Below are 15,531 nucleotides of genomic sequence, written 5' to 3' on the forward strand. Positions count from 1 at the left end.
AAAATGAAAACAAATAGGTGGGGATATTAACAATGTTAAAGAAAACTAAAATTGTTTGTACAATGGGTCCAAGCACAGAAAATCAAGCGATTCTTGATGCTTTAATTGAAAATAGAATGAACGTAGCGAGATTTAACTTCTCCCATGGTGATCATGCGGAACATGCAGTTCGTATTAAGCAAGTAAGAGATTCTGCTAAAAAAGCTGGCAAAGTCATTTCCTTTATTCTGGATACAAAAGGTCCGGAAATGCGCTTAGGTACATTTGCTGAAGGTAAAGTTCAGCTCGAAAAAGGCAAAAAGTTTGTTTTGACTTATAGTGATGAACCTGGCGATGTGAACCATGCTCCAGTAAGCCATAAAGTTCTTTACAAAGAAGTAAAACCAGGTGATACAATTTTACTTTCTGATGGTCTTGTTGGTCTTAATGTTGAAGGCATTGATGGTAAAGATATCGTAACTACAATTTTGAATAATGGTGCAATGGGTACTAGAAAACGTATCGCAGTTCCGGGAGTATCTGTAAGCTTACCTCCTATTTCAGAACAAGATGAAAAAGATATTATTTTCGGTATTGAAAATGATATGGATTTCGTAGCGGCATCCTTTATTCAGCGTGCTGAAGATGTTCAGGCTATTCGTAAGCTGATTACTGAACATGGTGGACATATGGAAATTATCCCTAAAATCGAAAATCTTGAAGGCGTTAAAAATATCGATTCAATTATTGCTGCTGCTGATGGTATCATGGTAGCTCGTGGTGATCTTGGCGTTGAAATTCCAGCGGAAGATGTACCTCTTATTCAGAAAGAAATTATTAAAAAATGTAATAAAGCGGGTAAACCAGTCATTGTAGCAACGCAAATGCTTGAATCCATGACCAATAATCCACGTCCAACGAGAGCAGAAGCTTCTGATGTTGCGAATGCAATTCTCGATGGTACGGATGCAATCATGCTTAGTGGTGAAACTGCAAGTGGTGATTATCCTGTAGAAGCTGTTCAGACAATGAATAAAATTGCGCAGCGTATTGAAACATCACTTCAATATGAAAAAACGTTTGTCAGAAAAGGTTTTGAACATCAGGAAAATACAACGGATGCCATTGCTCATGCTACCGTACAATTGGCGTACGAATTAGATGCAGCTGCAATCATCACGCCAACGGAAAGTGGTTATACAACAAAGGTTGTTTCTAAATATCGTCCGCAAGCGGCTATTCTGGCTTTTGCTGCGAATGAAAAAGTAGCTCGTCATTTAAATCTTCGTTGGGGCGTATACTCTGTTTTGGGTAAACCTTGGAATGATGTTGATGAAATGATCAGTGCAGCTACTTCTGGTGTCGTTAAGGAAAACTATTTGAAACATGGTGATCTTACAATTATTACTTCAGGCATGAAGTTTGGTGAAGGTAGTACAAGTTCAATTCGTGTACATACTATATAAGTACAATAACTAAGAAAAAGAATTGAAAAAAAGGATGTTTGAGGCAGCAAATCATTTTTCTTGCCAGAAAAGTGATTCTGTTGTTTTGAACATCCTCTTTTTCTTGCTATTTATCATTATTCTGTGTTATGATAAATTATATTATGGACAAATAGAAGGAGGTCCGAGAATTTTGCTTATTTCGTTGATGGTGTTAGATTCTTTGATTGCAATTATATTGATTGCATCTGTTATATTTCAATCGGGCAAGAGTTCGGGAATGGGCGGGTCTATTTCTGGTGGTGCTGATACTGTATTTAGTGGTAAAGCAAGGGGTATGGATGCATTGCTGTCACGCGTGACCATTGTGTTTGCAATTCTTTTTGCAATTCTTACTTTAATTATTGCGAAAATGACTGCATAATTTTGAATACCAAAAAACGTTCTGCATTCTTTTGGAATGAGAACGTTTTTTTATTTTATTGTTCCTTACAGGATTTTTCCTGTTTTTGTTAAATTTATTAAAGATAAGTCAGGTTTAGTTTGGGAAGGCAGGCGTGCACTTCATGATATTACAAGGAGCAGAACCTTTTTTTTTACCCGCTGGAGAAAAAGGCATTTTATTAGTACATGGATTTACGGGAACGCCAGCGGAAATGCTTTTGCTGGGTGATTTTTTGCATAAAAAAAATTATACCGTATTAGCACCAAGGCTTTGTGGACATGGGACAAGTCCTGAAGAAATGGCAAAAACAAGTTGGGAAAATTGGTATCATTCAGTTTGTGATGGCTTTTATTTGCTTCAAGGAATTTGCCGTGAAGTTTCCGTAATTGGATTATCGATGGGCGCATTACTGGCGATTCATTTAGGTATTGAATATAATGTTAGAAAAGTGGTGGCACTCAGTGCCCCAATTTATATTTCATCAGAAAAAATGCTGCATTCACTGCCGCCGCTGGAGAAGTCTGGTGGACGATATGTTGCCAAGCGACGTCGTATATTACCTGATTTACCGGAACAATGTAATGTTTTTTACAATAAAATGCCGCTTCTAAGTGTCCATCAATTACTGAAATTTATTGAAATAATGAAAAAAAAACTGCCGATTGTAGAAAAACCTTTACTGATTGTACAGAGCAAAAATGACCATACAGTGCTTGCCGAAAGTGGTGAATATATATATACCAGGATTAAATCTTCGTGTAAAGAAATCTTTTGGCTTGAAAAATCTGGTCATATCGTGACACTTGATTTAGAGCGGGAACGGGTATTTACAAAAATAGCAGATTTTCTGGCGAAATAAAATAAATTGCTGAGAACTGGGGTGACACAAATGATCAACAAGAAACCACGTGAAGAAGAAAATCAATATTGTTTTGCGTGTGGCAGAAAAAATCCAATTGGATTGCATTTAGAATTTCATGAAGAAGGAGACACTTATACAGCGATGTATATTGCGCCGCCTGAATTTCAGAGTTATGATGGTATTATGCATGGCGGAATTGTCAGTACTCTTTTAGATGAAATTATGGGAGGGTACCTATATTCGAAGGGACATAAAGCCGTTACCGCGCGACTGGATGTTCGGTACCGAAAGCCCACACCAATTGGGACACCGCTTAAGATTATGGGCTGGATACAGTCACGGCGTGGTAACTTTATTGACATGTGTTCCACAGTATCCTTAGCGGATGGAACTGTCACAGCTGAAGGCACAGCAAAAATAGCCATTTTGGAGGAAGAATTATGAGATTAAAAGAAAGAATACTGGAGTATATGCGCCATGAAGCCTATAAACCAGTATCCGATGAAGATTTGGCGGAAGGATTACACCTAACCCGTGAAGAATTAGTGGAATTTTGGAACGTTATTGAAGAACTTGAAAAAAATGCCGAAATCATAAAAACACGTCATGATAAATATGGTATTCCTGAACTTATGAATTTGGTTGTTGGAAAATTAAGTATGACGAGCAAAGGGTTTGGTTTTGTCATACCTGAAGTGAAAAAGAGTGAAACCGATACCGATGTATTTATTCCGGCATCTTTGCTTTTCAGTGCAATGCATAATGATCGTGTGGTAGCAAGAGTCAATGAGCCGGGCAGCGGCGGCAGGGCTCGTGAAGGTGAAATCATACGGATCGTGAAGCGTGCCAATACAAAAATTGTCGGTACGTTTGAAAGCAGTCAGTCGTTTGGCTTTGTTACACCAGATGATCCCAAAATCGGGCAGGATATTTTTATTTCAAAAAAATATTTTAGTGGAGCGAAAATCGGTACAAAAGTGGTAGTTGAGATCATTGAATGGCCACAGGCACGGCGTAGTGCGGAAGGAAAAATCATTGAAGTCTTAGGAATGATTGGTGATCCGGGAGTCGATATTTTGTCGGTAATTCGCCACTACGATTTACCGCTTGAATTCCCTGATAAAGTGCAGGCTGCAGCGGATCGAACGGAAGCGAAAGTGAGCGCGGAAGAATATAAAGGACGTCGTGATCGGCGTAATTTTCATGTTGTCACCATTGATGGTGACGATGCGAAAGATTTGGATGATGGTGTTTACGTCGAAAAACGGCCCAATGGCGGATTTTTCTTAGGCGTATATATAGCGGATGTAAGTTATTATGTCAAAGAAAATTCACCGCTGGATTTAGAAGCTCGTGAACGTGGTACAAGTGTGTATTTAGTTGATCGAGTCATTCCTATGCTGCCACAGCGTTTATCCAATGGTATCTGCAGCTTAAATGCGGGGGAAGATCGTTTGGCGATGGCGGCAGAAATGGAAATTGGTTCAGATGGTCAAATTAGCAGCTATGAAATTTTACCAACAGTCATTCATGTATATCGGCGTTTGACTTATAATCTCGTCAAAAAGATTGTGGCTGATCATGATGAACAGCTGATAAATGATAATACCGATATTTTACCGATGTTAAATGATTTGGTGAAATTACGTGAAATATTGAAAGCCCGCCGGACACGCCGCGGATCAATCGATTTTGATCTGCCAGAAGTAAAAGTTAAACTCGATGAACAAGGTAAGCCGGTTAATTTAATCAAACGCGAAGGTTCACTTGCCGAATCTATTATTGAAGAATGTATGCTTGTTGCGAATGAAACGGTAGCAGAGCATATGGACCGCAAACAACAACCATTTATGTATCGAGTCCATGAGCAGCCAACTGCGGCAAAAATTGATAAATTAAATGATTTGCTGGCAGCTTTTAGTCTGCATATTAATAAAAATTCTGAAGATGATTCTGTGACACCGGCACAATTGCAGGAGGTTTTGCAAAAGGTTGCTGGTAAACCAGAAGAGAAGATTATCAGTACGGTGTCATTGCGTTCAATGAAACAAGCACGTTATGATGCACAAAGCCTGGGCCATTTTGGGTTGGCGGCAAAATATTATACCCATTTTACATCTCCGATTCGCCGTTATCCCGATTTGATTGTTCATCGTCTGCTCAGAGAGACCTTTAAAACAGGAACCATTATGGAGCCTCGCCGAGAAAAGCTGAAAGTTCTTCTACCAGAAATTGCCACGCATGCGTCACAGCGTGAACGAATTGCCGCTGAGGCCGAACGTGAGACCGTTGACATGAAGAAAATCGAATACATGGCTCAATTTGTGGGCGATGAATTTGAAGGTGTCATCAGCGGAGTAACGGCATTTGGCATATTTGCCGAACTTGAAAATGGTGTTGAAGGACTTATTCATGTATCCAGTATGGAAAATGACTATTACCAATATGTTGAAGAAAAATATGCTTTAGTTGGTGAACGTACCGGTAAAGTATACCGTCTTGGCGAACCAGTTACGGTAGTTCTGGTAAATGCCAACATCGAAGAACGAAATTTGGATTTTATTCTAAAAGGAAACGGTGTTTACATTCCGGTTAAATCGAAAAAGAAAATTATTGCTGAAGTAAAACCCGATAAAAAGAAACCGCAGCAGATCATTCACCAGCCGAATGCATTGTCTGGTGAAACAAAAAAACCAAAGAAAAAAACGGGTAAGTGGTATAATGCCGTAGATAAAAAAGCAAAACCTAAAAAAGATGGTGCTGCTTATGGTAAACGGAAAAATAAAACGACAAAAAAGTAAGATAAGGTGAAATTATGGCAATAAGAACAGAAGGTATTAAAATTGCTTGTGATAATCGAAAAGCCTGGCATGACTATTTTATTCATGAAAGAGTGGAAGCTGGTTTTGCTTTGCAGGGGACCGAAGTAAAATCTCTGCGGGCAGGTAAAGCCAATTTGAAAGACTGTTATGCAAAGATTATCAATAATGAAGTTTTTGTGATTGGTATGCATATCAGCCCTTATGAACATGGGAATATTTTTAACCATGATCCGCTACGGACTCGTAAACTGTTGCTGCATAAAAGTGAAATTCTTAAAATCGACAGTAAGATGAAACAAAAAGGTTTTACTTTGATTCCGTTAAAAGTTTATTTTGTCCGTGGACGTGTGAAGATCGAGCTGGCCCTGGCCAGCGGTAAGAAAAACTATGATAAACGTCAGGATTTAGCCGATAAGGCATCAAAACGTGACGTGGAACGTGCTTTAAAAGAACGCCAGCGTGATTATTAATATGAAATTTGCTTTTTGAGGATAAATATGCTATATTATAATATACGGTACAGAAAAATGTTGCCGTACTTCACTGGGGACGTAAAGGTTTCGACGGGGGTGGAGGAGCATAGGAAGCGAGCCGGGGGGTCATCAACCCGTTAGTAAGGTGAACCTTAAATTAAAAGCTAATAATGATAATTACGCTTTAGCAGCCTAAGCGCTGCATCTCTTGTTTATCTAAGCCTGCGGGGTTTACTTGAGACAAATTAGTGGGATACCTGAGAGTCAATTCTCGGAGACTTGAATGGGAAATTTATCGAGATCGGATTAGGAAAGTTTGTTTGCGGACGTTTGTAATCTAAAACTTAAATCGTAGACTGCGCTCGGAGATGCCTATGTGGCTTTGCTTTCGGACAGGAGTTCGACTCTCCTCGTCTCCACCATATAAATTAAAATTACCTATGAAGCCACGAATTTTCGTGGCTTTTTTGCTATATGATTTTCAGCGGACAACAGGGGTGCTTCTTTTTTGTCGACAAAATAATGTGCTTCTTATAAGGTGATAAAAGTTGTCACGAAAAGCAAGAAAATAAAAAAATAAAAGTATGGCAAAACAAAACGATCGGACGATAAAAGCAGATATTATCGTATGTTTTTTTATTAAAATAAGATATTGACTTTTTGACCTTTTTGACTATAATAGAACTTGTAAGAAGAAATTAAGCAGTGACCTCATCGGATAGCTGGCTGAACTTCTTCTTTAGATATTTTATAAAAAATAGAAAGCATAAGGGGGAAAAGCGTATGTTTGGATTAGTACCATTCGCTTCGAAAAACAATCTTGCTAAGAAAGAAGATGCTTTTGGCCGACTGTTTGATATTTTTAATGAACCATTTTTTAATTCGCCAATGACATCGATGCATGAATGGATGTCAGGCATGGGAACTTTTAAAGTTGATGTAAAAGATAATGGTTCATCCTATCAGCTTGTGGCAGATTTGCCGGGCGTCAAAAAAGAAGATGTTTTTTTAGACTATGAAAATGGGTATTTGACCATTCAGGCCAAGTCAGATCAGGAAAAAGAAGAAAAAGATGAAGCCAACAAATATGTTTGCCGAGAAAGGTATATTGGGAATGTATCGCGTTCGTTCTACATTGGTGATATTGATAAAGAAAAAGTCAATGCAGAGTTTCGGGACGGAATTTTGACCGTTGATATGCCAAAGGTTTATGATGTAAATAAAACGAAGCAAATAGAAATTCATTAAGCAAAAAACGGTATGCAGGAACAACACGAAAAAGTGTCGACTGCATACCGTTTTTTGTATAAAATACGAAGAAATGGTCTTATAAAGCAGGAATTATAAGTGGTTTGTGGAATGTAAAATTAAGATTATATAAATTTTGTGGAGATTTTTTATGAAAAATTTACAGGCTATTGATGAAACAAAATATTTAACAGCGGATAATTGCCAGCGATATAGGCGGATTATGCGCTGCTTTTTTCGCGAAACCGAAAAGCTGCATTTTCAGCTTTATAAAGAAGATATTTTTGCGCTCGTTACACAATATTCAGATTTTGAAACATATACAATGGAACAGCTGCAACAAGATCTTGCATCACTGGTGCAATGGAAAAATCTCAATCCAATTCAAGATCCGAAGCGTGTTTATACGATAGCGGATTATAAGAATAAACAGTTTCGTTATTCTATGTCCGAGTATGCCGTTGAAGTAGAGCGGATGACGGTGAAACTTGAAAATCTCTTTATGGAAAGTGGCACACTGGCGGCAAATTTATCGGTTCGTCTTTATGAATTACTCGAGAATGCCGAACATATGGATAAGTGCAATTTACGGAGTATCAATGAGTGGTGGCGAACCCTGCAATCGGATTTTAAGCGTCTCAATCAAAACTATCAAGATTATTTGCGTGAGTTTTATTCAGGTCGTCAGGAAAAAGTTCTTAAATCAGTGGAATTCATGATTCGTAAAGATTTATTTATTACCTATTTGCAGGACTTTGTCAGAGATTTACAATTGAATTCAGCAAAAATTGAGGCAACTCTGCAGCGTATTTCAGCTAATATGGAGACTACTATATTGGATTTGGTCGTAAAAAGTGAATTGGAAATACCTCGGCCGGCGATCGAAAATAGTGAGTTTTTGGAACAGCAAATTGAAGAAAATATTTGGGGCCAGTGGAATGTATTGAAAAGTTGGTTTATTTCCGTGCCGGATAAGTTGAGTGAAAGTGAGCGGATTTTAGAAATTACCAATGAAATTATTCGACAAATCATTCAAAATGCAGCACTTATTGTCCAGCTTCAAAATTGGGGCGTCAGCCGTAAGGAAGATTATCGGAAATTTATTGAGATGTTTATGGATTGTCAGGATATAAAAGAAGCGCATCGTTTGTGCGCTCATGTTTTTGGAGTTCAAAATATCCAACATTTTAAGGTGAATGCTTTGCGGTCAACGGACAGTATTAACGAAAGTACTTATAATGAAGATTCTATGTGCTTTATTGTGCGCCCACGAACTCGTACATATCAACCTCGTGTTGACAAAACAGGATTTGAAGCAAAAACTGAGGATAAAAAAGCCCAACGAATTTTGTATTTGCAGGACATTGAAAAAGAGCGGCAGACCGTGCTGCAATATATTCAAGATGGGCGATTGGATGTTTCAAAGATCAAAGATTGCATTCCAGCAACACTGCGCCAAACTTTATTGCGCTGGATCTCGGCAGCCAATGCAACGAGTACGAAAAGTGGTCGAACGGAATATGGACAGGTATATACACTTATAAAGAAAGAAACGCGTTGTATACTTCATTGTGAAGATGGAGATCTTAGTATGCCCATTTATATTTTTGAGTTTGCGGGGTGATGGTTATGAATGAAGCACGAGCACTTTTGACACAGTATTGGATCAATCGGGCAGATGAAAAAGAATTGTATTTCATGATAAAACATGAATTGCCAAAGTTTCGTAAATTTTTTACGGAACAGTTAGGCTGGCGCTTGATTGTTAATGAACAATTGATTAAGCTGGAAAAAGTCCCAGCTCATGCGGAACCTTTTATGGGGATTCAAGCCTTTACAGATATGCGGGATTATTGCATTCTATGCTTTTTATTGATTTTTTTAGAAGATCGAGAAGATGATGAGCAGTTTCTATTATCGGAACTTGTTGATATGATTACGCTGCAATTAAAAGAATATATGGAAATCGACTGGACTGAATTTACGCAGCGCAAATCTTTGATTCGGACATTACAATTTGCTGAAGTGAGAGGACTATTGCGTGTTTATGAAGGTGCAAGCAACAATTTGACAAGTTCTATGAATCAAGAAGTTTTATATGAAAATACCGGTTTGTCGCGCTATTTTGCGACAAATTTTAATCGAGATATTGCCAGTTTTTCGTCTTATTGCGATTTTGAACGAGAAAATATAGCGGAAGTTGATAGCGATAGAGGGCATTATCGAATCAATCGTGTTTATCGCGAACTGGTTACTGCCCCGGCAATGTATTGGACGACAGCTGATGATCCAGATGCCGTTTATGTTAAAAATCAACGGCAATGGGTAGCGAAAAATTTAGTGGATTATTTAGGCGGTGTACTCCAAATTCATCGTGGGGGTGCTTTTTTTGTGATGGAAGAGGCAGATCCTTTTGGTTTGGTACATCCAAATGAGTCGATGCTTTCCGGGATTGTACTCCTACTTTGCGAAGAAATCCGCCTGGCTGTAGCAAAAGATGAGTTTGTGAGGGATCTTCAAGATGGTATCGTGTTGGAGAAAAATGTGTTTATGAAGTATCTATCTGCATGCAAGGAGAAATATGGAGAAGGGTGGAGTAAGGAATATCGGGAGATGAGTTTGAATAAAATGACAATACAGGTAGTGGAATATATGCAGCAGTGGATGATGCTCAAACCGTTTGGGGAGTCGCTGTTCTTATACCCGGCAGTTGGTAAATTCACGGGTGAATATCCGAAAGATTTTAAAAATAAGGCGGACAATGAAGATGAATAATCGCTGGAAAATGAACCGTATTGGTTTTATAAATTTTTGGCTCTATGATGAAGAAGTTTTTGATTTTGCAGATGGTAAACTCCTTTTGCGTGGTGCGAATGCTTCAGGAAAATCCATAACAACACAGAGCTTTATTCCATTCATTCTTGATGGTGATAAAAGTCCGGAACGGCTTGATCCATTTGGTTCGAAAGACCGGCGAATGGAATATTATTTCTTGGGAAATGGTGAACGTGAGGATGTAACGGGGTATCTTTTTTTAGAGTTTAAAAAAGCAGGAACTGATCAATATCGAACGATTGGTATCGGACAACGGGCACAGCGCGGTAAAGCAATGACTTTTTGGGGTTTCGTTTTGCGGGATGGACGACGCATCGGTTATGATTTTAATCTATATAAGGAAGCTGGCAGTAAAAAAATGCCGCTGTCTCGTTTAGAGTTGAGTCATATATTGGGAGACCAAAATCCTTTAAAAACAAGTCAACGTGAATATATGGAAATGGTCAATCAATATATTTTTGGCTTTCCACGGATTGATCAATATGATCAGTTTGTGAAACTTATGATCAAGGTTCGTGCGCCGAAACTTTCCCGTGATTTTAAGCCATCAAAGGTTTGTGAAATACTGAATGAGTCTTTGCAGATTTTATCGGATGAAGATATTCGAACGATGGTTGAGGCTATGGAAAAAATAGAGGATATCCAGACAAAACTTGAGGGCTTACGCACAGCTTTTAAGGATGCTGGTTTTATCAAACGAGAGTATGATCGGTATAATCAGTTTATACTGGGGAAAAAGGCGCAAGTGTATATTGGCGCTAGGGATAAAAAAGCCTTAATCGAGGCAAATTTAGCTGCATCCCAGCAAGAGTTTGCAAAAAATACGCAAACGGTGGATCAATTGGCTGTGCAAACAGGCACATTGAGTGATCGAAATGAAACATTAGAACATGAAAGGACGACTTTGGCTTCGGTTGATCTGGAAAATTCCGTTCAGAAACTACAGCAAAGCCGGGGGAAAGTGGAAGCCTTAAGCAGTGACAGTAGTGCTTTAGATAAAAATATTGAAAAATATCAAGAGGATCTTCGCGGTTATGATGTGCTAGAGTGCACGGAAAATAAAAATCTGGCGGATGCGATATACCAGATAGATGCAGTGATCAAAGATTTAAACGAAATAAATGAGATTTTACAATTTTCTCAGCATGAATGTTTTGCAGCTCAAATTTCCCATATGACGGATGATACAGCTTTTATGGAAATGCGGGAGCAGCTAAAGAACTATCGTATGGCTATTACTCATGGACTTGAAGCGTTGCGACAAGTAAAGGAAGTTCGTAAAAAATGGGATTTTGCTGAAGAAACAGTAAGTGCTTACAAAATAAAACAAGGTGTTAAAGCGGAGCAGTATCGAAACGCTGTAGCGATGGAAACACAGGCGCGTGATGTGCTGCAGGATCAATTTTTCCGTATGGAAAAGATCAATAAACAACTATGTTTTACGCAGCAAGAAATGCGTTCCATGATTGAGTTGATAGAAAAATATCAAAGTTTTGCTGAAGCGGAAGAAATTAAAAAAATTGTAAATACGAAGCATAGTGATTGTTATAGTCGATTGATCAGCAGCAAACTTGAGATTGAAAATCAGTACACGAGTATTGATATAGCATATCAAGAGGCACTCACAGAACTTGAGACTTTAAAAGAAGCAAAGGATTTGCCACCACAGCGGCAGGCAAAAGTAGATAAGGCAAGAAAAATATTGGCGTCCCATCATATCGTGTATCGACCTTTTTATGAAGTCGTAGAATTTGGAGCGAATCTTTCGAGTGAGGCTTGTGATTTACTTGAAGAACAATTGGCAGATGCTGGTATACTGGATGCACTGGTTGTTGCGAAGGGGGATTTGCCACGCGCACAAAAACTTTTGCGTGAAGCTTCCGATACGCTGCTTACGGGACAAGGTGTCATTCAAATGTTTCCGTTTGATAAGCTGGTAGCGGGCAATGTTGAACCAGAGCTTAAGGAAATGGTCGAGGAACTTTTATTGTATATTTCTGCTATAGAAAACGAAGATGTGGCAATGGTTCTAAGTGAAACAGGCTATTTTCGCAATGGTATCATTACCGGGCATAGTGTTATTACGCAAAATGCTGTCTTTATCGGTGTTCAGGCAAGACAAAAAGAGCGTTTGCGTAAAATTTCTGAAAAGGAAACGGCTTGTGCGGACCTTTTGCAACAGATGGGAAAGTGTAGAGAACAGCTGGAAACAGCACAAAAAAATCTGTTGATTCTTGCGACAGAATACCAACAGGTACCTTCGTTTTCGGATCTGAATCAGGGGCTGTCGCTCGTAAAAGATGCGGATTACGAATTGCAAAAAGCTATAGAAGAACTTGCCGTGAAAGAAGCCGAACTTGAACAAATACTGGCGATAAAAAAAGTGTGCGAGCAAGAAGTGATTGTGAAATGTAAGAACCTGCCGTTTGAAAGAACCTGCGAAAGTTATACGGAGGGAATTGAAGCTGCAGATGAATATGGAAATACAATTTACAGACTGGGCAGCCAGCTTAATATGGTTAAAATTGTACAGACCAAATTACTTGGAATTGAAGAACAACGTGAAAATAAGGCAGAAGCTTTGGCTAGTGAAAGCCGACAGCAACGTCGCATTTCGTTAGAACTAAACAAGTATAAAGGCGAAATAAAGCAGTTGGAAGAGTTTTTAAATAAACCAGAAACGCAGGCTATGGCAAAACAGTTGGAAGCGATTATTGCCGAGCTGCAAAAAAATAATATTCTGATACGTGAAAATGAAAAAAAGATGGCAGCACTGCAAAGTGAATTGCGGCATCTTAGTGAAACAAAGGAACAATTGCAGGGGCAGCTGCTGATACAAACCGATCACCTGAAATACGTTTATATGTGTTATGAGGAAGAACTAGCACTTGAATTTTGTATAAAAGTTGGCGATCGATCACCAAAAGAGTGTGCGAAAGAGGCCTTAACACAGATTCGTGCTGCAGATACAGATAAATCTATTGTTGAAATAACAAGTAATCTACTAAAAATTTATCAGCAGCACAATAGTAATCTGTCATCGTATGGAATATCCGTGGAAGATTGTTTTGCTGAATCGGCAGAACAGCTGCGGCGACGTCAACGCATTGTTGCTGTATGGCAGGGAAATAAGTTGTCATTTATGGATTTTTACAATGTGATAAAAGAAGCAATTGATAGTACGGAACTTTTAATTCAAGATAAAGACAGAAAACTCTTTGAAGATATTCTGACGGATACCTTAAGCCGAAAACTGAATAGTCGTATCCTTGAAAGCAGAAACTGGATTCGTGATATGTCTGCACTGATGGAACATATGGATACGTCTATGGGGCTGACTTTTTCGATTGACTGGAAACCACAAAAATCCATGCAGGAAGCTGAGATTGACACCATCGAATTGGAAAAACTGCTGAATCGGGATCGCAATCTTTTGACTAAGGAAGATATTGAAAAAGTATCGACCCATTTCCGCAACAAAATTTCTACGGCTAGACGAGCGGCAGTCGAAAATGATATCGTTGTCAATTATTCTGATTTAATTCGGGATGCATTGGATTATCGAAAGTGGTTTGATCTTAAGCTGGTATTTCGTCGCAGTGAGGGACCGCGTAAAGAACTCACGAATAATTTTTTCAATACATTTAGTGGTGGTGAAAAAGCAATGGCGATGTATGTACCACTTTTTGCAGCTGTTTCATCCCAGTATAAAAAAGCCGAAAAAGAAGATTGTCCGCGCCTAGTTGCACTCGATGAAGCGTTTGCCGGTGTGGATGAAAAAAATATTAGCAGCATGTTTACTCTGATAAATAAGCTTGATTTTGATTATATAATGCATTCGCAGGCGCTGTGGGGCTGCTATGAAAGTGTAAAGTCAATCAAGATTGCCGAACTTCTTCGTCCAGCGAATTCTTCCGTTGTAACAGTTATTTTTTATCATTGGAATGGGAAAGAGCGAATTTTGGATGACGTATGATCTGCAAGAATGTATAAAATATTTTAAAGGTAATGATGCATATCACAGATTATTTCAGGCAATGCGGCGGCAATGGGAAAAATATGGGCGGATTGCAGGCTGGATTATTCTTGAACACGTGAGTGACCGGGAAAAAAGAGCATTTCAGGCAATTTTGGGAATTTATTTTTCTGACGATAAAGTCAAAATTAAAATGTCTGATTTTCAAAAAGCTTTGAATGAGACTAAATATACGACGATTGAGCTGCCAGATCTCATTGCTGGTTATTTTGGTGAACCATTACGGACTAATAAGGTTGAGCGTGAACAATTGCAAAAGGCAAAACAAGATTTTTTTTCGACTGCGATTGAGTCTTTAAAGCTGGAAGGGGCGTATAGTGCGATTGTGTCTGCATGGCTGGACTGCCTTTTGACAGAAAAATCGGCGGGCTATACGCTGCTTATGGCGGAATATGAAAAAAATACGATCACCGCTAAATGGATGATTATCTATGCAGCGAAAACTGTAAATTATTTAACGGCCTGTGGCGGTGGCAGCAGAATCAGATTAGCGGTTATTGCTGCGTTCATTACAGGAAATCCGCATTATTTTGATCGTTCGCACAGTGCTGGTCGTCTGCTCTTATATGCGTTGAGTTATATTTATGGCATGGTCTATCCTAAAGATGCAGAAGGTGTATTAGAGGTGTATTATACAGCAGGTATCCGATCGGATGATATTTCGAGTTTTACGACGGCCTATGGTATTTCTTTGCATACAGCGAAAAAAATTCATCCGGCTTATGAAGGGTTTATTCGTGAATCGGAAGCATATATGATTAATTTAGCAGGTTTGGAACATATTACACATGCGACCATTTTTGGGGAAAGAGTCTTTATTGTTGAGAATCAAATGGTTTTTTCGGCATTGTGTGAAAGTATAAAAGGTAAAAAAATAGCTCTGATGTGTACCTCAGGGCAAATGAAGACGGCATCGTTGATTTTGATTGACCTTTTATGTGCAGCTGGCTGCAATTTGTATTATTCAGGAGATTTTGATCCAGAAGGGATTTTGATTGCCGACCGTATCGTGAAACGGCATCCCCAGCATGTTATCCCCTGGCATTTTACAAGCAGTGACTATGCAGATTGTCGCTGCCAGGAAATGATTAGCGCCGAACGGCTTAAAAAGTTGAAAAATGTGGAGCATGAGGGGCTGCGGAAACTTTCAGCAGAATTGTTGTTTCATAAAAAAGCTGGATATCAGGAAATCCTTTTGGAAAAATTACGTGCTGATATCGATTTATATACTTAAATGCCAAATAAAACCAAAGGAATTTAGCGGATGGTATTGAAGTAATCTATAAAAGATGGTATGATGAATCTATGTAAAAGATAATTATTATTAAATAAAAATAATAATTTATTTTTGTAGAAATGCAAACGCATTTCAGATAAATAAAAAAG

Annotated in this window: 11 protein-coding genes and 1 other RNA gene; all 12 read left to right on the plus strand. The window is 38.7% G+C overall.

From position 1 onward, the window contains the following. The first annotated feature begins 32 nt into the window (after positions 1-32). Positions 33-1,445 carry a pyruvate kinase gene (gene pyk, locus BMY14_RS04975; protein ID WP_091829758.1) on the plus strand — a complete coding sequence of 471 codons (1,413 nt, stop codon included), beginning with the start codon at positions 33-35 and terminating at the stop codon, positions 1,443-1,445. Between the two features lie 187 nt (positions 1,446-1,632). Next, a complete protein-coding gene (gene secG, locus BMY14_RS04980; protein ID WP_033368166.1) occupies positions 1,633-1,848 on the plus strand; it encodes a preprotein translocase subunit SecG in 216 nt (71 codons plus the stop codon). A 142-nt stretch (positions 1,849-1,990) separates the two neighbouring features. Then, on the plus strand, positions 1,991-2,728 hold the full coding sequence (locus tag BMY14_RS04985) for an alpha/beta hydrolase (RefSeq protein WP_091829760.1): 738 nt from the start codon (positions 1,991-1,993) through the stop codon (positions 2,726-2,728). Between the two features lie 30 nt (positions 2,729-2,758). Further along, a complete protein-coding gene (locus tag BMY14_RS04990) occupies positions 2,759-3,175 on the plus strand; it encodes a PaaI family thioesterase (protein ID WP_019552496.1) in 417 nt (138 codons plus the stop codon). Next, positions 3,172-5,532, plus strand: a complete 2,361-nt coding sequence (gene rnr, locus BMY14_RS04995) for a ribonuclease R (protein ID WP_091829762.1) — start codon at positions 3,172-3,174, stop codon at positions 5,530-5,532. Before BMY14_RS04990 ends, rnr begins: the two co-directional genes overlap by 4 nt. Positions 5,533-5,546: 14 nt before the next feature. Further along, positions 5,547-6,023, plus strand: a complete 477-nt coding sequence (gene smpB / locus BMY14_RS05000; RefSeq protein ID WP_019552494.1) for an SsrA-binding protein SmpB — start codon at positions 5,547-5,549, stop codon at positions 6,021-6,023. 75 nt (positions 6,024-6,098) lie between these two features. After that, positions 6,099-6,448: a transfer-messenger RNA gene (gene ssrA, locus BMY14_RS05005) on the plus strand. A 361-nt stretch (positions 6,449-6,809) separates the two neighbouring features. After that, on the plus strand, positions 6,810-7,274 hold the full coding sequence (locus BMY14_RS05010; RefSeq protein ID WP_091829764.1) for an Hsp20/alpha crystallin family protein: 465 nt from the start codon (positions 6,810-6,812) through the stop codon (positions 7,272-7,274). A gap of 151 nt (positions 7,275-7,425) precedes the next feature. Then, positions 7,426-8,898: a TIGR02677 family protein gene (locus tag BMY14_RS05015; RefSeq protein WP_091829766.1), complete on the plus strand. Its 1,473-nt coding sequence runs from the start codon at positions 7,426-7,428 to the stop codon at positions 8,896-8,898. A 5-nt stretch (positions 8,899-8,903) separates the two neighbouring features. Continuing rightward, the gene (locus BMY14_RS05020; RefSeq protein ID WP_245741280.1) at positions 8,904-10,049 is read left to right on the plus strand and encodes a TIGR02678 family protein; all 1,146 of its coding nucleotides are present in this window, start codon (positions 8,904-8,906) and stop codon (positions 10,047-10,049) included. Next, on the plus strand, positions 10,042-14,085 hold the full coding sequence (locus BMY14_RS05025) for a TIGR02680 family protein (protein WP_177177484.1): 4,044 nt from the start codon (positions 10,042-10,044) through the stop codon (positions 14,083-14,085). Before BMY14_RS05020 ends, BMY14_RS05025 begins: the two co-directional genes overlap by 8 nt. Next, positions 14,054-15,379, plus strand: coding sequence for a TIGR02679 domain-containing protein (locus tag BMY14_RS05030; RefSeq protein WP_091829772.1), 1,326 nt, complete (start codon positions 14,054-14,056; stop codon positions 15,377-15,379). Before BMY14_RS05025 ends, BMY14_RS05030 begins: the two co-directional genes overlap by 32 nt. Positions 15,380-15,531: the final 152 nt, after the last annotated feature.

It is taken from the genome of Propionispira arboris, assembly GCF_900109225.1.
In the GTDB taxonomy this organism is placed as follows: domain Bacteria; phylum Bacillota; class Negativicutes; order Selenomonadales; family Selenomonadaceae; genus Propionispira; species Propionispira arboris.